The 19084-nt window shown below is 63.7% G+C and carries 26 protein-coding genes; 10 read left to right on the top strand and 16 right to left on the bottom strand.

The annotated features are described in order from the left end of the window. Positions 1-139 precede the first annotated feature (139 nt). The 3 genes from IVB46_RS09750 to IVB46_RS09760 all read left to right on the top strand — a co-directional run bounded on the left by IVB46_RS09750 (position 140) and on the right by IVB46_RS09760 (position 1333). Positions 140-376, top strand: a complete 237-nt coding sequence (locus IVB46_RS09750) for a hypothetical protein (protein WP_247309308.1) — start codon at positions 140-142, stop codon at positions 374-376. 335 nt (positions 377-711) lie between these two features. After that, positions 712-903 carry a hypothetical protein gene (locus IVB46_RS09755; RefSeq protein WP_247342625.1) on the top strand — a complete coding sequence of 64 codons (192 nt, stop codon included), beginning with the start codon at positions 712-714 and terminating at the stop codon, positions 901-903. 262 nt (positions 904-1165) lie between these two features. Beyond that, positions 1166-1333 carry a hypothetical protein gene (locus tag IVB46_RS09760; RefSeq protein WP_247309306.1) on the top strand — a complete coding sequence of 56 codons (168 nt, stop codon included), beginning with the start codon at positions 1166-1168 and terminating at the stop codon, positions 1331-1333. Between the two features lie 873 nt (positions 1334-2206). On the opposite strand, the gene IVB46_RS09765 is transcribed toward IVB46_RS09760, so the two are convergent. Together IVB46_RS09765 and IVB46_RS09770 are read right to left on the bottom strand one after the other, a co-directional pair. Next, positions 2207-2446, bottom strand: a complete 240-nt coding sequence (locus tag IVB46_RS09765; RefSeq protein ID WP_247309305.1) for a DUF2798 domain-containing protein — start codon at positions 2444-2446, stop codon at positions 2207-2209. 93 nt (positions 2447-2539) lie between these two features. Next, positions 2540-2791 carry a hypothetical protein gene (locus IVB46_RS09770; RefSeq protein ID WP_247309304.1) on the bottom strand — a complete coding sequence of 84 codons (252 nt, stop codon included), beginning with the start codon at positions 2789-2791 and terminating at the stop codon, positions 2540-2542. 453 nt (positions 2792-3244) lie between these two features. Between IVB46_RS09770 and IVB46_RS09775 the strand changes: the two genes are divergently transcribed. Together IVB46_RS09775 and IVB46_RS09780 are read left to right on the top strand one after the other, a co-directional pair. Continuing rightward, on the top strand, positions 3245-3433 hold the full coding sequence (locus IVB46_RS09775; protein WP_247342628.1) for a hypothetical protein: 189 nt from the start codon (positions 3245-3247) through the stop codon (positions 3431-3433). 147 nt (positions 3434-3580) lie between these two features. Further along, positions 3581-3820 carry a hypothetical protein gene (locus IVB46_RS09780; protein ID WP_166342534.1) on the top strand — a complete coding sequence of 80 codons (240 nt, stop codon included), beginning with the start codon at positions 3581-3583 and terminating at the stop codon, positions 3818-3820. A 3-nt stretch (positions 3821-3823) separates the two neighbouring features. Here IVB46_RS09780 and IVB46_RS09785 read toward each other — a convergent pair whose 3' ends face one another. Further along, entirely contained in the window at positions 3824-4078 is a 255-nt protein-coding gene (locus IVB46_RS09785; protein ID WP_085404272.1) for a hypothetical protein, read from the bottom strand. A 103-nt stretch (positions 4079-4181) separates the two neighbouring features. Beyond that, positions 4182-4478, bottom strand: coding sequence for a hypothetical protein (locus tag IVB46_RS09790; protein ID WP_081369444.1), 297 nt, complete (start codon positions 4476-4478; stop codon positions 4182-4184). 362 nt (positions 4479-4840) lie between these two features. On the opposite strand from IVB46_RS09790, the gene IVB46_RS09795 reads away from it, so the two are divergent. After that, the gene (locus IVB46_RS09795; RefSeq protein ID WP_166091020.1) at positions 4841-5305 is read left to right on the top strand and encodes a PaaI family thioesterase; all 465 of its coding nucleotides are present in this window, start codon (positions 4841-4843) and stop codon (positions 5303-5305) included. A gap of 123 nt (positions 5306-5428) precedes the next feature. Here IVB46_RS09795 and IVB46_RS09800 read toward each other — a convergent pair whose 3' ends face one another. Continuing rightward, the gene (locus tag IVB46_RS09800; protein ID WP_014494092.1) at positions 5429-5722 is read right to left on the bottom strand and encodes an HdeA family protein; all 294 of its coding nucleotides are present in this window, start codon (positions 5720-5722) and stop codon (positions 5429-5431) included. A 184-nt stretch (positions 5723-5906) separates the two neighbouring features. On the opposite strand from IVB46_RS09800, the gene IVB46_RS09805 reads away from it, so the two are divergent. After that, the gene (locus IVB46_RS09805) at positions 5907-6149 is read left to right on the top strand and encodes a PilZ domain-containing protein (protein ID WP_071917354.1); all 243 of its coding nucleotides are present in this window, start codon (positions 5907-5909) and stop codon (positions 6147-6149) included. A gap of 46 nt (positions 6150-6195) precedes the next feature. On the opposite strand, the gene IVB46_RS09810 is transcribed toward IVB46_RS09805, so the two are convergent. Together IVB46_RS09810 and IVB46_RS09815 are read right to left on the bottom strand one after the other, a co-directional pair. Further along, positions 6196-8244: a pyrroloquinoline quinone-dependent dehydrogenase gene (locus IVB46_RS09810; protein WP_247309303.1), complete on the bottom strand. Its 2049-nt coding sequence runs from the start codon at positions 8242-8244 to the stop codon at positions 6196-6198. Further along, positions 8245-8469 carry a hypothetical protein gene (locus IVB46_RS09815; RefSeq protein WP_085404269.1) on the bottom strand — a complete coding sequence of 75 codons (225 nt, stop codon included), beginning with the start codon at positions 8467-8469 and terminating at the stop codon, positions 8245-8247. A 151-nt stretch (positions 8470-8620) separates the two neighbouring features. Here IVB46_RS09815 and IVB46_RS09820 point away from each other — a divergent pair, with 151 nt between their 5' ends. Further along, positions 8621-9025 (top strand): hypothetical protein, encoded by a 405-nt coding sequence (locus IVB46_RS09820; protein WP_247309302.1) that lies wholly within the window; start codon positions 8621-8623, stop codon positions 9023-9025. 114 nt (positions 9026-9139) lie between these two features. Next, a complete protein-coding gene (locus IVB46_RS09825; protein ID WP_028152664.1) occupies positions 9140-9469 on the top strand; it encodes a hypothetical protein in 330 nt (109 codons plus the stop codon). Between the two features lie 59 nt (positions 9470-9528). On the opposite strand, the gene IVB46_RS09830 is transcribed toward IVB46_RS09825, so the two are convergent. After that, positions 9529-9996: a DUF6691 family protein gene (locus tag IVB46_RS09830; RefSeq protein WP_135214647.1), complete on the bottom strand. Its 468-nt coding sequence runs from the start codon at positions 9994-9996 to the stop codon at positions 9529-9531. A 5-nt stretch (positions 9997-10001) separates the two neighbouring features. Continuing rightward, positions 10002-10430, bottom strand: coding sequence for a YeeE/YedE family protein (locus IVB46_RS09835; RefSeq protein WP_247309301.1), 429 nt, complete (start codon positions 10428-10430; stop codon positions 10002-10004). A 157-nt stretch (positions 10431-10587) separates the two neighbouring features. On the opposite strand from IVB46_RS09835, the gene IVB46_RS09840 reads away from it, so the two are divergent. Further along, positions 10588-11757 carry a GNAT family N-acetyltransferase gene (locus tag IVB46_RS09840; protein WP_247309300.1) on the top strand — a complete coding sequence of 390 codons (1170 nt, stop codon included), beginning with the start codon at positions 10588-10590 and terminating at the stop codon, positions 11755-11757. 7 nt (positions 11758-11764) lie between these two features. Here IVB46_RS09840 and IVB46_RS09845 read toward each other — a convergent pair whose 3' ends face one another. The 7 genes from IVB46_RS09845 to rbsK form a co-directional block, all read right to left on the bottom strand. After that, positions 11765-12430 (bottom strand): DsbA family oxidoreductase, encoded by a 666-nt coding sequence (locus IVB46_RS09845; RefSeq protein WP_247309299.1) that lies wholly within the window; start codon positions 12428-12430, stop codon positions 11765-11767. Positions 12431-12495: 65 nt separating this feature from the next. Next, complete coding sequence (locus tag IVB46_RS09850) at positions 12496-13317, bottom strand: helix-turn-helix transcriptional regulator (RefSeq protein ID WP_085404264.1); 822 nt, start codon at positions 13315-13317, stop codon at positions 12496-12498. Positions 13318-13577: 260 nt separating this feature from the next. Continuing rightward, a complete protein-coding gene (gene ugpC, locus IVB46_RS09855; protein WP_247309297.1) occupies positions 13578-14669 on the bottom strand; it encodes a sn-glycerol-3-phosphate ABC transporter ATP-binding protein UgpC in 1092 nt (363 codons plus the stop codon). Between the two features lie 85 nt (positions 14670-14754). After that, the gene (locus tag IVB46_RS09860) at positions 14755-16194 is read right to left on the bottom strand and encodes an extracellular solute-binding protein (RefSeq protein WP_346016125.1); all 1440 of its coding nucleotides are present in this window, start codon (positions 16192-16194) and stop codon (positions 14755-14757) included. 49 nt (positions 16195-16243) lie between these two features. Beyond that, positions 16244-17281 carry a carbohydrate ABC transporter permease gene (locus IVB46_RS09865; protein ID WP_135214641.1) on the bottom strand — a complete coding sequence of 346 codons (1038 nt, stop codon included), beginning with the start codon at positions 17279-17281 and terminating at the stop codon, positions 16244-16246. After that, a complete protein-coding gene (locus tag IVB46_RS09870; RefSeq protein WP_247309293.1) occupies positions 17278-18153 on the bottom strand; it encodes a sugar ABC transporter permease in 876 nt (291 codons plus the stop codon). The genes IVB46_RS09865 and IVB46_RS09870 overlap by 4 nt, the downstream gene beginning before the upstream one ends. A 7-nt stretch (positions 18154-18160) precedes the next feature. Further along, the gene (gene rbsK / locus IVB46_RS09875; protein ID WP_247309291.1) at positions 18161-19084 is read right to left on the bottom strand and encodes a ribokinase; all 924 of its coding nucleotides are present in this window, start codon (positions 19082-19084) and stop codon (positions 18161-18163) included.

A 19084-nucleotide genomic window follows, 5' to 3' on the forward strand; every position in this document is an offset into this window, starting at 1 on the left:
GCGCGCCCCGCGTCCAGGTCTACGATTGCCCAACCTGCAAGCGGCGGTCCGGAATTCTCGTCGGCCAACGGGCGAAATAATTAGGAACGGTCCTCTCAAGGCGGGGTTGGCGGCGATACTCTCGCTGAGAGGCGGCGCCATGGTCCGGTACTTTTTCGATATCCGAGACGACACCGGCCTCTATGCCGACGAAGAGGGACTGGAGTTTCGGACCCAGCGCGAAGCAGAGATCGAGGCGACGCAAACGTTGAGCGGCCTCGCGCGCGACCTGGCGGGACACGAGGATCGAACAGACGTTGCGATCGAAGTCCGCACCGACGCCGGGCGGGTGTTCCAGGCCGCCCTCATCTTCGAGCCGCCGACGACGAGGCAGTAGGTCGCCACGGCTTGCCACAATGGGCGTGCACGTCGCGACGGAGCAACGCCGCCTCAGTTGGGCGGCCTCCCCATCTCATCATGCATCGATTTAGTCCCGGGCGCCCTGTGAGGGGTCCCGCCTGATCGGCCCATTCCCCGAAGCGTTCGCCCCGCTCATCGGGGATAGGCGATCCACTTCACTTTGCCCCTTCCACTTTGCCCCATCTCGGTCTGCCGTGCGGGCGGCGGTTCGTCGTCATGCCTCCGATCGAACTTGAATTTAACGCTACAATTTGTAACGCTCACATCAGTAGCGCTACTTTTCGTACCGTTCGATCAACCTCAGGAGGCATGATGAAGGCAATCCTCAAGATCGCTTTGGCGCTGTCTGTCCTCGCCGGCTCGGTGCCGGCGCAAGCCCAGATATCGAATGCCGCGACGGCATCGGGCGCCCCGAAGGTCGGCGTAAAGGTGACGAGGAAGTCTCAGTTGCACGACGGCTGCCACAGCCGGCACGCCCAGATGATTGGCAAGCCCTGTCGTTAGAAGCCCTGCCGCTAGAAGCCGTGCCGCTAGCGGGCAAGCGATTCAAAGATCAAGTGATTCAAAGATGATGAGAGGCCGCCTCGGTTGGCGGCCTTTTTGATTTTTGCCGATCCTCCGCATTCGTCACCCTTTGACTGAAGATGACGCGCATCAAAGACGCAGCCGCCGTGCGCCGTCATAATTCCGCAATCCTGCGGCATCGAAGCTTTCTGCGATGCCCGGCTTTCTTCGGGATGGAATCGCAACGATGGGGACCTGGAACATGACGGAAGACGCGCACCCCAATGCTGTCGGGCGCACTCACCTCCTGGCGGCGGCGCACGAGGAGATGGTGAAGTTCGAGCGGAAGGAAAACGAGTTTCGCAAGAAGGACCGCGAAGAGCGCGCCGCCGAACTCCGCCTTCCCCTGGGTGAGATCAAGGTCCACTAAGCCCGCCGGCGGGCGGCTGCGCCGCGATGGGCGGGTAGCCGCCGTACCGGCCGTCGGGAATGCGCGTCGCAGGATTGGGCCGGCAGAGCCAGCCCCTGTTCATGTCGAGGATCCGGCAGTGCGCTCGGGGTGCGCCCTGGAGCCGTTGCGCGGCATTTAAGGTATCTAAATACCACAGCTAAGCCATTGATCGCACAACGAAATCGCCCGACCCCCTACTGTGCATGGGGTTGTTTTCCATGTTTTGAAAGGGCGCGGCAGCGTCCTGGGTGCCCACCCAGGATCGAAGCGCCTGCTTTAGCCCGGTCCGGCCTTGGCTGCCGTCCGCCGGTACGCCTTACAGCAGCGCCAGCAGCACGAGGCCGATCACCAGCACGACGAAGCCAGCCGCCGTCGCGGCGGCGAATGACCGCTCTACGTTATCCATGATGCCACCCCGCTGCCGGCGCACCACGTTTCCCCCATGGCGTCGCCGACGATACGAAATCTCGCCGAGGGGTGTGGCTCCAGTGGTGCGATCGGGTGGCCAAATTGGGACGCGTGCGGGGCCAGTCTGCGGCCTCCCGACGCGGATTTCGGTGTCGGCCGTCAGGCACCCGTAAGCCTGGTCTCCTAGTCTGGCTGTGCCCGGTGGACCAACACCGGGCCTCCATACACAGTCGAGGACCCCGCTCTGCCCCGAGCGGGGTTTTCTGTTTGCGGGCGCGGACGCGCGGCAGGTTGAAAGCCGATCTGCCGGCCCTGTCAGGCTGTCGTAAGCTCAACCGGCTAGGGTCGTCTGGCTACGGTGTTGCAGCCCAGCACCTCAGCCTCCAATAACCTTTCACCCGCTTGGCTCTCCCCAAGCGGGTTTTTTTATGCCTGCGGGCCGCCTCACCGAGCCCTCTCCTCTCGCGTCAGCCGCAGCGAGAAGGCGCGGATCGCAGGCGCTGCGAGCAGCACGATCGGCAGCATCGCGGCCCACGCGATCAGCCACGACATCATCCAGTGCGCGAGGAAGACCGTCGCGCCAGGAGCGGGAAAGCTGGCGATGCCCGCGGCGATCAGCGAGGTCAGGCCGGACTGGATGACACCGAAGACGAAATGGGAGTAGCGGCGGGGAATGCCGAGCATGACGCGCCCATGTTGTTTGCCGTCATGAAGCCAAGCAAGGCATATGCCGCAGCGCGCATGGAGTGGACTTCGACGTACACCGCCGGCGCTGGATCAGTGCCGCGAATCGGACAGCGGCGCGCGCCGCCTCGCGTCAGTGCAATCGGGCCGGCTCGATAGTCCTTCGAAACGCCAGAACGTGACGACGCTGGTCTCGCCGCACTCTTCGCAGACGAGCTTCTCGTCACCGAGCATGAAACGCGCGCGCTTGAAGCTCGATGAGGACGCGGGATGCCGGCAATGGGGACAGGTCAGCGAGAAATTCCGTGCACCCCAGCGCAGCACAAGATGTCTCAGCCAGCTCACACCTTCCCCTTCGTGACATCGCGTTCGAACCGTCGTTCACAAGCAGAGCATAGATATATGACACGCAAAAGTGGAAAAGTATCGGCCACACCTGTTCGCTTCGAATGGCGGCAGCAACGCGCGCCGCCTTGGGTTCCACAAGATGCGGAATGGAATCCGGACCGCGCTTCGCAGCGATGTGTCAAATGCGCGGATCTCGCGTTCCGGGGTTCTCCGACCATGAACAGAGTTCCTCGGTACGGACGGTTGCACGGCAAGACCGCGTGAATTGCCATGCTTTGCCCGGATTCCGTGCACGGTTTTCGGAACCTAATTTCGTTTGTTTCGAACCGCGCGCGGTTCCAAAGATTACCGTGAACTATCCAAGGCTTACCGCCAAATTTCGCTTGTCGCAGGAATAGGGTGACGCCCAACATGTTCACCGGTGATGGAGGGTGAATCGTGGAGGTGACCATGAATCACAGGGGCGTTGAGTTCACTGTTGCCGAGACGGCGCTTCCCGGGGTCTGGCAGTGGCAGTTCCGCATCGGTGACGAGACCAGGACGGGCAAGACCGAGACGAAGATCGATCTGTTGGCGATCCGGCGCGTCCAGCGGCGCATCGATCGGGAGCTGAAGGCGATCGGGCGCAAGACCGCATGAACAAACCACCCGAGCCGGGTTCAGCAACCACGCGCGCCCGCGAGGTGACGTCCGTAGCGGCCCGGAATTGATCTGTCCCAAGTTTGGGACTGCACTGCGCGCGCCCATGGCCCGGGAGGCGGGACCATCATGTGACCGGTGCCAGCCATGCCGCGCTACTTCTTTCGAATTCGGAACGGCCGCTATTCCGGCTGCGCGGACCAGGCGACGGAATTTGCCGATCGCGATGCGGCCTGGAAGATGATGACCAGCATCTGCGCCGACATGGCCGCCGGCCTCGCGCGCAAGCTCAACGAAAACTCCGAATGGCACATGGAGCTGCTGGACGAGGCCAAGGAGCCCGTGTTCCGGATCCGCATCATCGCCGAATCCTTCGAGGAGACTTGACGTCTAGTCGGCGCTGGGCAGCCGCCGCATGGTGAATTCGATGTCGCCGCCCGGCAGTTCGCGCCAGGTCTCGACCGCGCTCATATAGCCGGCCTTGGGGTAGCGGGCGAAGAAAGCCTCCGCCCTCGCCCGCGCCGCCGGGCGCGGCAGAGTGAAAGTCTCACGCAAGAAGCCGTCGCCGCCGCGCTCGCCCGGCTTGCCGCCCATCTTGCGCCGGCGCGCCATCCGCTCGGCGAGATCCCGCGGACGATCGGCCATGCCGTTCCTCCTCAACGCAATACTCTCTCGGAGATGTAGGAAGCAGGCCGGCCGAAGAGGAGTCCCGGCCGGAGGCATCAGCCGCCTCCGATCGGGGACAAGGTCAATTGGCGGTCGTGCCGGACTTCTTCTTGGGCGCGCTGGTTGCGGCCGATGCCTTCGGCGCAGCCGCCTGCTTCGGCGGGTCGGAACGCATGTTGCCCCAGGGATCGTTGGACGCCTTGGAGTCCGGAATCTTCTTCAGCGTTTCCTTGTAGGCCTTGTCACGCTCGGCTTCCGCGGCCTTTTCCTCGGGGGTCTTGCCCGGACCTTCCTGCAGCAAATTGAGATTGGGCATTTGCGCGTAGGCCGGTCCCGCCAGCACGGCCAGCAGCACCGCCGCCATACGGAAAAGCTTCATCATTGACTCCTTGATCATCCATGAAGGGCGGGTCAACCGCGCCTTGTCGTTCTTGTCAACGGCCCGCTAGGCCGAATGGCGCGCTAGAGCCGGTCCGATCTGCACGATTTCGGCGCCTGCAGCCAGTCGTCCCAAATCGGGCCGCATCTGGTGCACCCGTCTAGCGCGAGACCCAGCGCTATCAACCCAAACACAAGGACACACCGACGCAACATCGCCCACCCGTTCCCAAGCGCGGTATCATATCGGCCCAAGTCAGGCATTTTCAAGCCGACAGAGCCGACCGAAGACCGAGTGACTTTGCCGCGCCGATGCGCGCAGAATAGCCGAAACATCCAGCAACACAGGGGGGACCGACAGCAATGCCATCGCAGCCAGAAGCCGAGTTCGGCATCGCTGAGGCCAGACGCATACTCGGCGAGGTCTTTGCGCCCTGGGTCCAGGATCTCAACCTCGCCGTCGAGCGCCTCGAGCACCTGCCGCCGCCGGACGAGCCGGACTGGCAGCCGGGCGCGCTCCTGCGCATGCCATTCTCGGAGCGGCTGTGCCGCAACGGCGGCGTGGTGTGCGGCCAGGCGCTGATGGCGCTTGCCGATACCGCGATGGTGATCGCGAACCTCGCCGCCAATCGCGGCTATCGTCCGATGACGACGGTCGACCAGACCACGCATTTCATGCGCGCGGTCTCCTCCTCGGATGTGCTCGCCGACGCGCGCGTCGTGCGGCTCGGACGCACCATGAGTTTTGGCCGTGTCACGCTGCTTTCGGCCTCCGACAACAAACAGGTGGCGATGGTGTCGAGCGCGTTCGCGATGCTGCCAGGCTGAGCATCATCCAAAAAGAAGAGAGCCGCGTGAGCGCGCAAGGCGCTCCGCGGCTCTCCAATCAATTCCGCATCGAAGCGAGGGACTGAAGCGCGATTGCGTCCGCGCTTCGGTCAGCTTCAGGAATTACTTGCCGAGAATTTCGTCAGCCGCGGTGACGACGCTGACGGTCGGATTCTTTCCGCAATAGGCACCGAACTTCTTGGCGTTCTCGATGAACACCTCGGTGTCGATGATCGCGTTGTCCTCGTCGCCCTTGTACCAGCCGTCCATCCAGGTCAGCACGACCGCGATGTTGTCTTCGCCGCTCTCGAGGAACTGCTTGCAGGTCATGGTCGAGAGGTCCCACTTGACGGCGTGGGCGGGCATCGATGACAGCGAGAGCGCTGCGGCGAACAGAAGCGAAAGCGTGGTCTTCATCAATATCTCCATCGGCGCGTAACGCCATAAAGGAAGGGCTTGTGAGGGAAGTCGGCGGGAAGTGACTCACCGCTCCAACGTCGTAAACGAAGTCTGAAGCGCTGTGCAAGTAGCGCCAGTATTGAGTTTATTTCAACGTAATTTCTATGCACTACTTCACAATCATCGTTATGGATTAATGCCGATGATCGAGAAACGTGCAGCGCAGCGTTACCGTGTTTTCAAGGGTGGAACGATCACCTTTGAAAGCAGCGGCATCGCGTGCACGGTGCGAAACATGTCGGAAGGCGGCGCGGCGATCGAGCTCGATTCCCCCGTCATATTGCCGAAATCATTCACGCTCTCGATCGCGCGCGACAATTTCGTACGGAATTGCCGCACCGTATGGCGCAATGACAGGCGCATCGGCCTCGCTTTCGTGCGATAGCGCGCACGATGTGAACAACCGTTCGCATCGCATACACAACGCAGCATCATGCTTGCTTTATACGACGTCGACGACGCCAGCGCAGGCTCGCGATGATCAGCAGGATGATCGCGAACACAATTGCTGACGACGACACCCAAAATCGTCCGCCCGGACGATCGATGGTGCGCGACCACAGCGACGGCCCTTCACCCGACCGCGCCAGGCGAAACGCAACGACGCTGTCGCCGATCGAGGTGCCGACCTCGGAGTGGCCGCCCGCGCCGATCGCGACATACTGCTCGCCCTTCCAGAGATAGGTCATGGGGTTGGCGACGCCGGGCACCGGCAGCCGGCCTTGCCACAACTCCCGGCCGCTTCGCGCATCGAAGGCGCGCAGATAGGCATCCATCGCGCCGGTGAAGACGAGACCGCCTGCGGTGACCGCGAGCCCGTTGACGAGCGGCGCGCCCCACGGCAGCGGCACGCCGAGCGGCGCAAGGTCTTCCGTGGTACCGACCGTCGAACGCCAGAGGATCTTGCCGGCTTTCAGATCGATCGCGACCATCTCGCCCCAAGGCGCCTTGTTGCAAAGAAGCCCGAGCGGCGACATCACCACCGCGCGCGACATCGCGAACGGCGCGCCCTTCTGCTGGCCGAAATCATGACCGGGAGGCGGATCGAATCCAGCCGCCTCCGCACGCGGGATCAGCTTGATGAGATGAACGGCGCGGGCGGTGTTGGCGTAGAGGATTTGGTTGACCGGGTCGAAGGCTGCGCTACCCCAGTTGACGCCGCCGCCGGTGAAGGGAAACTCCGCCGTGCCTTGCGTCGAGGGTGGGGTGAACAACCCCTCGTTACGTGCCTCCGAGAACTGCCTTTCGCAAGCGGAGCGACCCAGGCCAGGGAGGAGCGAGAGCGCATCCTCAGTCGAGATTCTTTGCGATGTCAGCGGCGGCACATGCGTCGGGAATGGCTGCGTCGGCGACAGTCGTTCACCTTCCGCGCCGCCTTGCGGCACCACGCGCTCTTCCACCGGCCACACCGGCTTGCCGGTATCGCGGTCGAGCACGAAGACAAATCCCTGCTTGGTCGGCTGAATCACGACATCGCGCTGGCCGTCTCCGGTGTCGATACGCGTCAGCGTCGGCTGCGACGCCAGGTCGTAATCCCAGACGTCGTGATGCACGGTCTGGAATGCCCACACGAGCTCGCCGGTCTCGATGCGCAGCGCGACCACCGAATTGGCGTGCTCGTTGTTGCCCGGCCGCTTGCCGCCCCAAAAGTCCGGCGACGGCGAGGATGTCGGCAGGAAAACCAGCCCGCGGGCCGCGTCGACCGACATTGGCGCCCAGACATTGGCGTGACCAGCTTCGACACCGTCGCGCTTGAGCGGCTCGAAGGTCCAGCGCGGCTGGCCGCTGCGCGCATCGAACGCGCGCACCACGCCGCTCGGCGCGTCGACGCGGCGGTTGTCGCCGATCGCGGAGCCGATCACGACGACACCGCGGCCGACCGCCGGCGGCGAGGTGATCTGGAGTTCGCCGGGCCAGTCCAGCTTCATGCCGATATCCGGCCTGACCTCACCGCCAGTACCGAAACCGGCGCAGGGAATCCCGGTCTTTGCATCGAGCGCGATCAGGCGGACATCGTTCGTGCCCATGAAGATGCGCGATCGGCAGGCGGCATTCGCGGGCGCCTCATCGTCGATCCAATGGGTCACGCCGCGGCAGACATAGCGGTTGGCGGGCCGCTGATTGGTCGCGATCTTTGGATCGAAGCGCCATTTCTGCGCGCCCGTGCCGGGATCGAGCGCGATCACCTCATTGAAGGGCGAGCAGAAGATCAGGCTGTCCTCGACGAACAACGGTGTCGCCTGGAATTTGGTTCGCCGCATCACCTCGGGCGGCCGCGCCGCGAGATCGCCGGTATGGAATTCGAAGGCCCGAACCAGATTGCCGACATTGTCGGGCGTGACCTCCCGCAAAGGCGAGAAGCGTGAGCCGCCGGGATCGCCACCCCAGCTCTCCCAGGCGATGCCTGGCCACGAGGAAAACAAGAGGAGCACGATGGCGGCGGCCGACTGACACAGACGGCTCGCCAACGCCCCCCTCATTTATTTGGGCTTCTTGGCAGGTTCAGCCGGACGGGCTCCGCCCCACGGGTCGTACTTCTCCTTGGGCTCCGGAATGCGCTCGAGCGCGGCCTTGTAGGCCTTTTCGTCGACCTTGGGCTTGTTGTCCGACTTCGCTTCGTTCGGCTGGCCTCTGCTGCGGCCCTGCGCCTGCGCCGACGCAGCCGTTAGTGCGAGCACGGCGGCCGCGATGACCAAAATCCGCATTGATGCAATCCCCCTCGTCTGGGGCACAAATTAGCCTGCAATCCCGTAATAGCAAATGCCGGGGGGCCGGGATTTCAGCAAATCTTGATCGGCCGGGACTTTGCCGGATCGCATTCCTGCCTATCTGTTGGCCCGCAGGGGACCTTCACGGATGTTGCGGATTGTTGCTCATGCGGCGCTGCTGGCCAGCGCCCTCGCACTCGGTTCTTGCGGCTTCGCCGACAGCCGCGCGCCGGTGCCCGAGTTCATGCGCCTGAAGGAAGCCGAGCAGCCGCCCCCCGAAGCGCCCCCTGACGTCAAACGCGTGGTCCGCGAGCAGATCAACGTGGTCTTCCTCAACACGTCCTATCCGCGCGAGGTGCACGTCGCGCCGCCCCATCGGGAGGTGCGGGGACCGGGCTGGACCGCCTGCGTCCGCGCGCAGCTCACCTCCGCCACCGGCTCCACGCTCGGCACCCAGATTTACATCGTGACGATCTCAGGGGGAAACGTGGTCGATCGCCGCCGCGCGGAAGCGGACGACATCTGCGGGACGGAAACCTACGAGCCGATCTAGGAACAAATCACGCCGACACGCGCTCCGGTTCCGGGAAAAACCTGTAGTTCGACCCGGAACGATCACCGCCTCCCCTTCTTGTTACCCCCGAGGGCAGTTTCGGAGGAGGACACGATGAGGACATTCACGATCGCACTACTGGCTGGCGTCGGCGCCCTCGCTGCGGCGAGCGGCGCGAAGGCCGCCGACATCTACACGACCAGCGAATACGCCAACCCTGAGCTCGTCCAGGAAGTCCGGCTTGTCTGCGATGACGCTGGCAATTGCTATCGCACCCGTGGCGGCTCGCGCGTGATCGTGCGCGACTCCTATAACGCCATGCCGCGCGATCGCTATTACGAGCGCCGCACCTATCGCGACTGGGACGATGGTCCGCGCGGTGGCGTCGGCATTCGAGCGCCCGGCGTCAGCGTGGGCGTCGGTGTCGGCGGGGACCGCTGGTAGTCACTGAAGCTGTCACAGGGCAGGACCGGACGAGATCCACTCGCCCGGTCCTGTCCATGTCAGGTTTCGAGCGGATCGGCCGGCGCGACGAAGCGCGTTGACGACGGGAGCTGCGCGATGAAGCGGGCGAGCACCATGCCGGCAAACATCGCGGCGACGAAGATGAAAGCGGACGCCGAGCCGAATCCGAGCGCGGTGAGCGCAGGGCCCGGACAAAAGCCGGCGAGCCCCCATCCGATTCCGAAGATGGCAGGACCGGCGACAATTCTCGGATCGATGTCCTTTCGCGTCGGAAGGTAAAAGCGGTCCGCGAACAACGGTCGCGCGAGTTTCAAGACACGGCTGAATCCGATGAAGGTTACCGCGACCGCACCTGCCATCACGAAAGCGAGGCTCGCATCCCACGTTCCGGCGGGAATGCCGGCGACGTCCAAAAAGTTCAGCACCTTGGCCGGATTCGACATGCCGGAGACGATGAGCCCGATACCGAAGACGAGGCCGATCGCGAATTGAATGAGGATTGTCATCGTCGTCAGCCCCAGTGCCGCATCACGTAGACAGTGGCGATGCCCGCCGACATGAAGGTGATGGTCGCGACCAGCGATCGCAGCGACAGCCGCGAGAGGCCACAGACGCCATGGCCGGACGTGCAGCCGCTGCCCCAGACCGCGCCGAAGCCCGTGAGCAATCCGGCGACGATCAGCACCGGCGTTCCCGCCGCGATCGTTTGCACCGGCAGGTTTCCGCTGACGATGCGCACCAGGATGGGCGCGGCGACGAGGCCGGCGACGAAAGCGAGCCGGCCGGCGAACTCGCGGTCCTCGTAAGGCGGAAACAGCCGCGCCGCGATGCCGCTGACACCGGCGATCCGTCCCGTTGCCCACATCAGGAGCACGGCGGACAGGCCGATTAACGCGCCACCAAGGAGCGACGCCATCGGCGTGAAAGGTGTGGCGATCATTGTGATCCTCCAGGTCGAGAGCTTCCATCATGGCACGCCGCGGCGGCCCGAATGCTCAATGAGACGTTAATATTACCATTCGAATTGAAGCGGCGTCCCAACGGAATTTTCCAATCTTTGCGCTAAGCATGACCTTCTGAACGGGGAACGACGGGACGTGGTCGATATCGCGCATCAGGCAGCGATCAATCCGGCATCGGCAAGGGCTGCCGCGGCAACGCGCGCGCTCGTCCCCCTCACGTCCATCGATCCCAGCCAATGGCGCGCGCTCGCCCAGCGCGTGATCGAGCCGAACGGCTATTACCTGCCGGGCTGGGAGCTCGCCGTGAGCGAGACCGCACGCGGCCGCACCGACGCCTCGGCGCTGCCCGCCTACGACGGCTCGTCGGCGCGGCTGATCGGGCTGATGCCGGTGGTCTCGCTCTGGCGCGCCTGGAAGATCCCCCTGCCCGCGCTGGTGAGCGCGCATCCCTATGGCACCCTGTGCAGCCCGCTGATCGACCGCGATGCGCCGATCGAAGCGGCCACGCGCCTGTTGCAGCAGGCGCGCGAGGTGGGAGCGCATGCGCTCGTGCTGAACGACGTTGCGCTCGACGGCGCGGCGATGAGTTCGCTCAAGGAGGTTCTCAATCGCGACGGCCTGAAGCCGCGTATCCTCTCCTCCTACATCCGCGCCAGCCTCGACGCGACGCAGGATGGTGAAGCGCTGTTGCATGGCGCGCTCGGCGCCAAAAAGCTCAAGGAGCTGCGTCGCCAGCGCCATCGCCTCGAAGAGCACGGGCCCGTCGCCTTCGCGGTCGCGCGCAAGCCCGACGAGATCGGGCCGGCGCTCGAAACATTCCTGCAACTCGAGGCCAGTGGCTGGAAAGGCAAGCGCGGCACCGCGCTGATCCAGCATGCGGGCGATGCGACTTTCATTCGCCGCGCTGTTCCCGCGCTGGCGGAGACCGCGCAGTGCGAGGTCGTCACGCTGCGCGCCGGCACGACGCCGGTGGCAGCCGGTATCGTGCTGCGCCACCAGGACCGCGCCTTCTTCTTCAAGCTCGGTATCGACGAACGCTTTGCAAGATATTCGCCGGGCGTGCAGCTCACGCTCGACCTCACGCGGCATCTCTGCGCCGATCCGGCCATCGCCAGCGCGGACTCCACGGCGAGCGCCGACCACCCCATGATCAACCCGATCTGGCGCGGGCGCTTTGCCATCGGCGACGTGCTGATTCCGCTGCGGCGTCACGATCCTGTCGTCGCGCTCATTCACTCGGCGCTGGTTGGCCTCAACGTCGCGCACGACGGCGCGCGACGCGTGGTGCGTCTGCTCCGCAAATAAGCGAAAGCTACTCTGCCGCCTGCGCGTTGATCTCCGCCGAGACCTCGCGGATGGCGCGGGCGAGCAGGTTCGGATCCTGCGCGCCGGACACGGCATATTTTTGCGCGAACACGTAGGTCGGCACGCCGGAGATACCCTTCTCGGCGGCCTCCTGCGCATCGGCCGACACGCGCGCGACGTCCTCGTCGGTGGCGAGGCGCTTGCGCACGTCGTCGGCATCGAGGCCGACATCGGCGGCCGCCTGCACCAGCACGTTCACGTCAGTGAGGTCGCCGCCGTCGCGGAAATACAGCTCCATCAGCCGCTGCTTCATCTCGGGCGCCTTGCCGATCGCCTCGGCCCAGAGGATCAGGCGGTGACAGTCGGTGGTGTTGGGCTGGCGCGCGACCAGATCGGGCTTGTAGACAAGGCCCTCCTCGCCCGCGGCTGCGACGACGCGGCCGGCAATGCCCTTATAGGCTTCGACCGACCCGAACTTGGTGGTGAGATAGTCCTCGCGGCTGATGCCCTCGCGCGGCACCCACGGATTGAGGAAAAAGGGACGGAAATTGAGTTTGACGGGAACGTCGGGAACGAGCGCGAGCGCGCTCTCGATCCGGTGCTTGCCGATATAGCACCAGGGGCACACCACGTCGGAGACGACATCGATCTGGAGCGGTTTCAACGTGCTCATAGCGCCTCCTTCGGGCGATGCGGGTTTGTCCCAAGATAAGCAGAACCCGCCCCGAGGCAAGGGCGCTAGGTCATAGCTGCTGCCATCTGCTTGAGCCGCTCGGCGGTGCGCTCGTCCGCCGGGAAGAACGTCTCCAGCGCCAGCTCCGACAGCGTGATGTCGACAGGTGTGCCGAACACCATGGTGGTGGAGAAGAAACTTAGTATCTCTCCGCCATGGCGCAGCTTGAAGGGAATCGCGACATTATCGCTCGACAGCGGCCCCGAGCGCGCCGGGATGGGATAGCTCTTGAGGTCGTTATAGAGCTTGATCAGCTCAGGATCGGCCGTCGCCTCGCATTGCCGGTGTAGCCGCTCCAGCAGGTGCCCGCACCACTCCGCGAGATTGACCGTGCGCGGCGCCAGCGCTTCAGGGTGAAACGCGAGCCGCAGCACGTTGAAGGGCTGACCAAGCAGCCGCTGCGGGATGCCTTCGAGCAGCGGCGCCACCATGCGGTTGGCGGAAACCAGATTCCAGTGCCGGTCATAGGCCAGCGCCGGATTGGGCTCATGCGCCCTGAGAACGAGGTCGATCGCCTGGCGAGCTGATTTCAAGGCGGGATCCTCCAGCGGGCGCTGCGGAAACGCCGGCGCATAGCCGGCCGCGACCAGCAGCACGTTGCGTTCGCGCAAGGGTACCTCGAGACGTTCGGCGAGCCTGAGCACCATGTCGCGCGAGGGCGCAGCGCGGCCGGTCTCGACGAAGCTCAAATGCCGCGCGGAAATCTCGGCCTCGCCCGCCAGATCGAGCTGGCTCATGCGGCGGCGTTGCCGCCATTCGCGCAAATGGTCGCCGATATGGACGGGCTGGCTGCGTTCGGCCTGTGCCGTGGATGCATGTGCGTTCATGCTCGAAAACCTAGCATGCGGATTTCAGCCCTTCCATTACCCGCGAGGTAATGAATATTGGCATGTAACCATCTGAAATCGCTTAATCTCTCTTCGCAGACTCTGCTCGACACCAATACCGGACGAGCAAAGTTTGCGAAGAAGGGGGCAACGTCGCCCGCATCACGTGCGAGCTCGCCGCAGCGCAAGTGACCGCGATGAGGCATGCGCACGCTGGAAGTAAAGATTAGGGATGACCTGCACCGCCAGAGGACCGCCGCCTATGAAACGGCCGCTCCGGAAACCTTGTCGAAAAGGTGCGTTCGCTCCAGATCGATGGCGACATCTATTGGGCAATCCGGCGCTGCAGAAACACCGACTTGCATCTGCGCCGTGAATGGAAATGCGCCGACGGTTCCAATCACGAGAGTATGCGGCCCGAGCGGCTCCACGTCTTTCACCATCATGCGGACGGAGGAGCCCGATGGCGCATCTTGCCGCAGCACGTGGTCGGGCCGCACGCCGAGCACAACCGGCTTGCCGATGCTCCCTGCATAGGCCGCCTCTCGGGATTTCGGCAATCTCAACGTCGTACCCGAGGGTTCGGTGAAGATCAGTGCACCGTCGCGAGCGGCAATCTCCCCGTGGATGAAATTCATGCTGGGCGCGCCCATGAAGCCCGCGACGAAGAGATTGCTTGGTTTCTCATAGATCGTGATCGGATCAGCCGCCTGCTCGATGCGGCCGCGATTCATCACCACGACCCGATCGGCCATGGTCATAGCTTCGACCTGATCGTGTGTGACATAAACGATCGTCTTGGCGAGACGGCGATGCAAAGCCTTGATCTCGGTCCGCATCTCGATGCGGAGTTTGGCGTCGAGGTTTGACAATGGCTCGTCGAACAGAAACACGTCCGGGCTGCGCACGATGGCACGGCCGATCGCCACGCGCTGACGCTGCCCACCGGAAAGCTGCTTGGGCCGACGGTCCACGTATTGCTCGAGGTCGAGAACCCGCGCCACGTCCTCGACGGCTTTCGCGATATTGGCGCGCGACTCGCCCCGCGCCTTCATGCCGTAGCCGATATTCTCACCAACAGTCATATGCGGATAGAGCGCATAGTTCTGGAACACCATCGCGCAATTACGCAAGCCTGGGCGCAGCTGCGTCACATCGCGATTACCGATATGAATGGTTCCGCTGGTGACCGTCTCCAGTCCCGCTATCATGCGCAACGTCGTGGTCTTGCCGCAGCCGGACGGTCCGACAAGCACGACAAACTCCTCGTCGGCCACACTCAGATTGAGCCCCTCGATGATCTTGTAGGGCCCATATGCCTTGCTGACGTTCTCGATCTCGACGTGCGCCATGGATTCCTTTTTCCGTCCCCTATATCGACGGCCAACAAAGCCCGGATGATGCTCACGCATCATCCGGGGCAGTCTCCGCGGGAAGCTAGTTCTTCGGTGAGAGGCCCATCGCCGCGCGATAGGCGGCGAGCTGCTTCGCGCGGCCGAACTCATCGGTCAGGCGATTCCATTCCTTCGCGACCGCGTCCAGCGCGGCCTGCGGCGTGGTCTGGCCGGCCAGCGCCTTGCCAAGCTCAATCTCCACAACCTCGGTGTAGGAGAAATAGCCGGGCAAACGCATGTCGAGCGCAACGTTCTTGCCGTTAATGGAGTCGGCCTGGGCGCCGAGATATTCCTTGGCTTCCGTCGGCGAGAAGATCTTGCTCCACAACTCCAGATTCGTGGTGTGCGACTTGCGGTAAGGGTTGACACCCGTGCCACCGGTAATCGCGGCCTTGCCGGAGACTTCAGGGCTTGTCAGCGTCTTGACGAAATCCCAGGCCGCCTGCTGGTTCTTGCCCACCTTTGGCACGGCAATCTGCCAGCCTCCGAATGCCATGAAGGGTGCCGGCAGCACTGACGGAAACTTGTCCCACTTCTTGGTTTTGGCGTTCCATATCTCGTCAGAGCCGGGCAGCACTGCAGAGCCCACCTTGCCGGAAATCTTCGATTGCTTGGGGTCGGCGGCGATCACGCCGGTGTCGCCCCAACCGATCGACTCGGCCACCTGGCCGCCGGCCACGGCGGCATTGACCTCGCCGAACGAAAAGTTCAGCGCATTGGGCGGGCCAAGCTTGGAAGCGCGAATATATTCCTCCAATCCCTTCACCCAGCCCGGATTGTTGATCTGGGCATCCATCGTTTCGGGGTCGAAGAACATCGCGCCCGGATAGTTTGGATTGTTGGTATAGGCCGCCGCGTGGCTGAAGAAGAACCAGAATTGCTGGCCACCGCGACGGAAGGCCTCCGCCGTGCCCCAGAGTCCCTTGTCGGGGCGCTGAAAGAACTCCGCGATGTCGAGATATTGCTTCCAGGTCTTTGGCGGCGCCAGGTCGTAGCCGTACTTGGCCTTGAAGGCGTCCTTCTCCTTGGGGTCGCTGAACAGGTCGGTGCGATAGGTGTAGGTGTGAACGTCGCCGTCCATCGATTGCGAATAGATCTTGCCTTCCCACACCATCAGGCGCTCACGGTAGGCCGGCTCGACATCGTCCCAATCCTTGCCGGACTGCATCTCTTTCGGCATCTCGCTGAGATAGGTGACGAAGTCGGGCAGCCAGGCCGGCGCAAAGCTGACCAGATCGAACGCCGCGTCCGATCCGGTAAGCGATGTAACGATCTTCGGGTAGAGCTCCGACCAGGGGAACTCGACCACATTGACCTTGCCGCAGGTCTTCTTGGTCCATTCGTCCGCGCCGAGCTTGAGCGCGGAGGCGATATACGGTCCGGTCTGCGACGCCACAGTCAGGGTGACGCCGGAGTAATCCGGGCTACAAGCAGCGTTCGCCTGGCTCGCGGTGCAAGCCAGCGCGAGCGAGGTGGTCAGCATCAGAAACGTCCGTCGCAACATCGTCCAGTCCTCCCTACATAGGTTTTTGCTATTTGATTGCTCCGAGCAGCAGGCCCGACCGCATCATGCGGCTGAGCAGACCTGCCATGATCATCATCGGAATGATGGCGACGAGCGCCGCGGCCGAGATCGCCCACCATTCGTCGCCGCGCTGGCTGTTCTGTCCCGCCACCAGGATCGGCAGCGTCTGCCATCTGGAATTGGTCAGGAACAGCGCGAACAGGAACTCGTTCCAGACGAAGGCGAGCGTGATCATGAAAGTCGCCAGCAGTCCGTTCATCGACATTGGCACCACGATGCCGAGGAAGATGCGCCAACTTGGCACGTTGTCGACCATCGCGGCTTCTTCGACCTCGATGGGAATGGCCTCGAAAAAGTCGCGCATCAGCCAGACCACGATCGGCAGCGAGAACGCGACGTAGCACAGCGTCAGGCCGACATAGCTGTCGATGAGCTGGAAGCCGAGCCGGCCGATTTCGCTGTAGAGGAGATACAGCGCGAAAGCCGTGACGATCGGCGGAAACATGCGCTGGCTGACGAACCAGAACAGGATGTCTTCATTGCCGAGGATCGGCCCCGGCAGCGGCAGGCGGTTGGACAGGATTGAAGCGACAAGCGCGATCGGGAACGCCAGCAGCAGCGCCTGCGCGCGGGTGAAGCCGAGCGAATTGTTGAACAGCAGATAGCCGCCGAGCGCGAGCAGGAAGAAGATCAGACCGGCGCCGAAGCGCACCCTGAATTCGAACCGCACCAGCGCATAGGCCGCCATTGCGCCGACGGCAGTCGCGATCGCCGCCGCCGACAAGCCAACGATTGTCGAGTTCAAAAAGGTCCGGAAGAACTCGCCACGGATACCCTGATAAAGATCAATGAAGGGCTGCAGGGTCGGCGTGAAATCGACGAACGGAATATAGGTCGGGCCGCCGACCACGCCCGGCGGGGTCTTGAACGCCGTCACGACCACCCAATAGAGCGGAAACGCCGTGATCAGGCACCATGCGAAGACACCGGCCGCGACCAGGCGGCGGCTCCAGCGCGACAGTCCAGTAAGGCCCTGCCCACTCATCGGTGCTTCTCCAGATGCGGCCGCAGCAGCGCCAGATAAGTGACGCCAATGATCGTGATGGCGATCAGGAACAGGAAGCTGAGCGCCGACGTGTAGCCGAGATTGAACTTCTTGAAACCCTCCTGATAGGCGAACAAGGTCAGGGTCTCGGTGTCCACACCCGGTCCGCCGCCCGTCATCACGAATACGGTGTCCATGATCTTGTAGCTCTCGATCAGGCGGATGAAGACGACCGCGGCGGAGATCGGCAGCATCATCGGAAAGGTGATGCCCCAGAACTGTTGCCAGGCGCTGGCGTTCTCGAGCTCGGCCGCCTCGTAGACATCTTCGGGGAGCGTTTGCAGGCCAGCCAGCATCATCAGGATGATGAACGGGGTCCACTGCCAGATCTCAACAGCGATGATGCAGGCGAGCGCCCAATGACCGTTGGTGAGGAACGGCAGGTTCGCCATGCCGAACATGGAAAGGAACTGGTTGAGCGGCCCCATGGTCGGATTGAAGATCATGCGAGCAACAAGCGCGACGGCGACCGGGGCCAGAAGCATGGGCAACAGCAAGGCCACGCGAAATAGCCGTTCGCCCGGAACGCGCGCGTTCAGCGCGAGCGCAACGCCAAACCCGATCACGTATTGCAACCCGACGGCAATGAACGCGATCAGCGTCGTCGTGAAGATCGCATTCCAGAAGCGCGGCTCTTGCAGGAGCGTAGCATAATTGCCGAGCCACACGACCCGCGGCGGGATCGGCGGAATCAGGCGATAGCTGAGGAAGCTCGTGGTCAACGAATAAATCAGCGGAAAGATCGAGATCGCCAGCACGACGAGCACCGCCGGCCAGATGAAGACATGCTTGATCGGATCGTTCCGCATCATGAGCAGATCATCCCTTCAACAGGGCTTCAATCTCAGCGCGCCGCGGCATGGCAGGCGCAGTCCCCGCGCGCGTCACGGAAATCCCCGCCGTAGCGGAACCGAAGCGCGCCGCTTCCAGGGGATCTGCGCCGCCCGCAAGCGCTGCAGCGAAGCCGCCCACGAATGCATCGCCCGCGCCCGCGGTTTCGACCACCTTGCCGGCGGCGAACGGGGGCACGTGTAGCGAGCGATCTCGCCCGTGAAACAGCGCCCCGCGTTCGCCGAGCGTGATCAGCGCGGTGCCCGCTCCCTTGGCCAGCAACGCTTCGCCGGCGCGGCGGGCGCCGGCAAGATCGCTCACCGCGATCCCCGTCAGCGCTTCCGCCTCGGTCTCATTGGGAACGACGTAGTCGCACAAGGCGAACAGGCCATCGTCGAATTTGACCGCAGGCGCCGGGTTGAACACGGTGATGCTGCCCGCAGCGCGCGCGATCTCGAGCCCGCGCTGCGCGGCCGCGACCGGTTGCTCGAGCTGGGTCACAAAGACGCGGCTGGTGCGGATCGCATCCGCCGCCGCATCGACGTCGCTGGGGCTGAGACCGTCGGCCGCTCCGCTCACCACGATGATGGCGTTGTCGCCGCGTGTCTCGTGGACATAGATGAAGGCGGCGCCGGTCGGCGCCTCCGAAGTCCTGGCGACGCGCGGTCGAATGCCCTCGGTTTCCCACGTCTTGATGGCAAGATCACCGAAGGCGTCGCGGCCGATCCGGGAGATGAAGGTCACGTCTGCGCCTGCGCGCGCAGCGGCCACGGCCTGGTTCGACCCCTTGCCGCCTGGTCCCATGGCAAATCCCGAGCCGGCGATCGTTTCACCGATCGCGGGCATGTTGCCGGCCCGGAAGGCCAGATCGACGACGAAGATGCCGAGCACTGCGACGCCAGTCTTGCTCAT

Origin of the sequence: Bradyrhizobium sp. 61, assembly GCF_023073075.1 — a bacterium.
Classification (GTDB): Bacteria; Pseudomonadota; Alphaproteobacteria; order Rhizobiales; family Xanthobacteraceae; genus Bradyrhizobium; species Bradyrhizobium barranii.

Bases quoted from the DNA above. Each gene is read 5' to 3' on its own strand.
- IVB46_RS09795 (WP_166091020.1), top strand. From the start codon at position 4,841: ATGCCATCGCAGCCAGAAGCCGAGTTCGGCATCGCTGAGGCCAGACGC.
- IVB46_RS09790 (WP_081369444.1), bottom strand. From the start codon at position 4,478: ATGAAGCTTTTCCGTATGGCGGCGGTGCTGCTGGCCGTGCTGGCGGGA.
- IVB46_RS09865 (WP_135214641.1), bottom strand. From the start codon at position 17,281: ATGAGTGGGCAGGGCCTTACTGGACTGTCGCGCTGGAGCCGCCGCCTG.
- IVB46_RS09775 (WP_247342628.1), top strand. From the start codon at position 3,245: ATGAATCACAGGGGCGTTGAGTTCACTGTTGCCGAGACGGCGCTTCCC.
- IVB46_RS09750 (WP_247309308.1), top strand. From the start codon at position 140: ATGGTCCGGTACTTTTTCGATATCCGAGACGACACCGGCCTCTATGCC.
- IVB46_RS09805 (WP_071917354.1), top strand. From the start codon at position 5,907: ATGATCGAGAAACGTGCAGCGCAGCGTTACCGTGTTTTCAAGGGTGGA.
- IVB46_RS09760 (WP_247309306.1), top strand. From the start codon at position 1,166: ATGACGGAAGACGCGCACCCCAATGCTGTCGGGCGCACTCACCTCCTG.
- IVB46_RS09815 (WP_085404269.1), bottom strand. From the start codon at position 8,469: ATGCGGATTTTGGTCATCGCGGCCGCCGTGCTCGCACTAACGGCTGCG.
- ugpC (WP_247309297.1), bottom strand. From the start codon at position 14,669: ATGGCGCACGTCGAGATCGAGAACGTCAGCAAGGCATATGGGCCCTAC.
- IVB46_RS09825 (WP_028152664.1), top strand. From the start codon at position 9,140: ATGAGGACATTCACGATCGCACTACTGGCTGGCGTCGGCGCCCTCGCT.
- IVB46_RS09835 (WP_247309301.1), bottom strand. From the start codon at position 10,430: ATGATCGCCACACCTTTCACGCCGATGGCGTCGCTCCTTGGTGGCGCG.
- IVB46_RS09850 (WP_085404264.1), bottom strand. From the start codon at position 13,317: ATGAACGCACATGCATCCACGGCACAGGCCGAACGCAGCCAGCCCGTC.
- IVB46_RS09820 (WP_247309302.1), top strand. From the start codon at position 8,621: ATGTTGCGGATTGTTGCTCATGCGGCGCTGCTGGCCAGCGCCCTCGCA.
- IVB46_RS09845 (WP_247309299.1), bottom strand. From the start codon at position 12,430: ATGAGCACGTTGAAACCGCTCCAGATCGATGTCGTCTCCGACGTGGTG.
- IVB46_RS09765 (WP_247309305.1), bottom strand. From the start codon at position 2,446: ATGCTCGGCATTCCCCGCCGCTACTCCCATTTCGTCTTCGGTGTCATC.
- IVB46_RS09785 (WP_085404272.1), bottom strand. From the start codon at position 4,078: ATGGCCGATCGTCCGCGGGATCTCGCCGAGCGGATGGCGCGCCGGCGC.
- IVB46_RS09780 (WP_166342534.1), top strand. From the start codon at position 3,581: ATGCCGCGCTACTTCTTTCGAATTCGGAACGGCCGCTATTCCGGCTGC.
- IVB46_RS09870 (WP_247309293.1), bottom strand. From the start codon at position 18,153: ATGATGCGGAACGATCCGATCAAGCATGTCTTCATCTGGCCGGCGGTG.
- IVB46_RS09755 (WP_247342625.1), top strand. From the start codon at position 712: ATGAAGGCAATCCTCAAGATCGCTTTGGCGCTGTCTGTCCTCGCCGGC.
- IVB46_RS09860 (WP_346016125.1), bottom strand. From the start codon at position 16,194: ATGCTGACCACCTCGCTCGCGCTGGCTTGCACCGCGAGCCAGGCGAAC.
- IVB46_RS09800 (WP_014494092.1), bottom strand. From the start codon at position 5,722: ATGAAGACCACGCTTTCGCTTCTGTTCGCCGCAGCGCTCTCGCTGTCA.
- IVB46_RS09810 (WP_247309303.1), bottom strand. From the start codon at position 8,244: ATGAGGGGGGCGTTGGCGAGCCGTCTGTGTCAGTCGGCCGCCGCCATC.
- rbsK (WP_247309291.1), bottom strand. From the start codon at position 19,084: ATGAGCAAGACTGGCGTCGCAGTGCTCGGCATCTTCGTCGTCGATCTG.
- IVB46_RS09830 (WP_135214647.1), bottom strand. From the start codon at position 9,996: ATGACAATCCTCATTCAATTCGCGATCGGCCTCGTCTTCGGTATCGGG.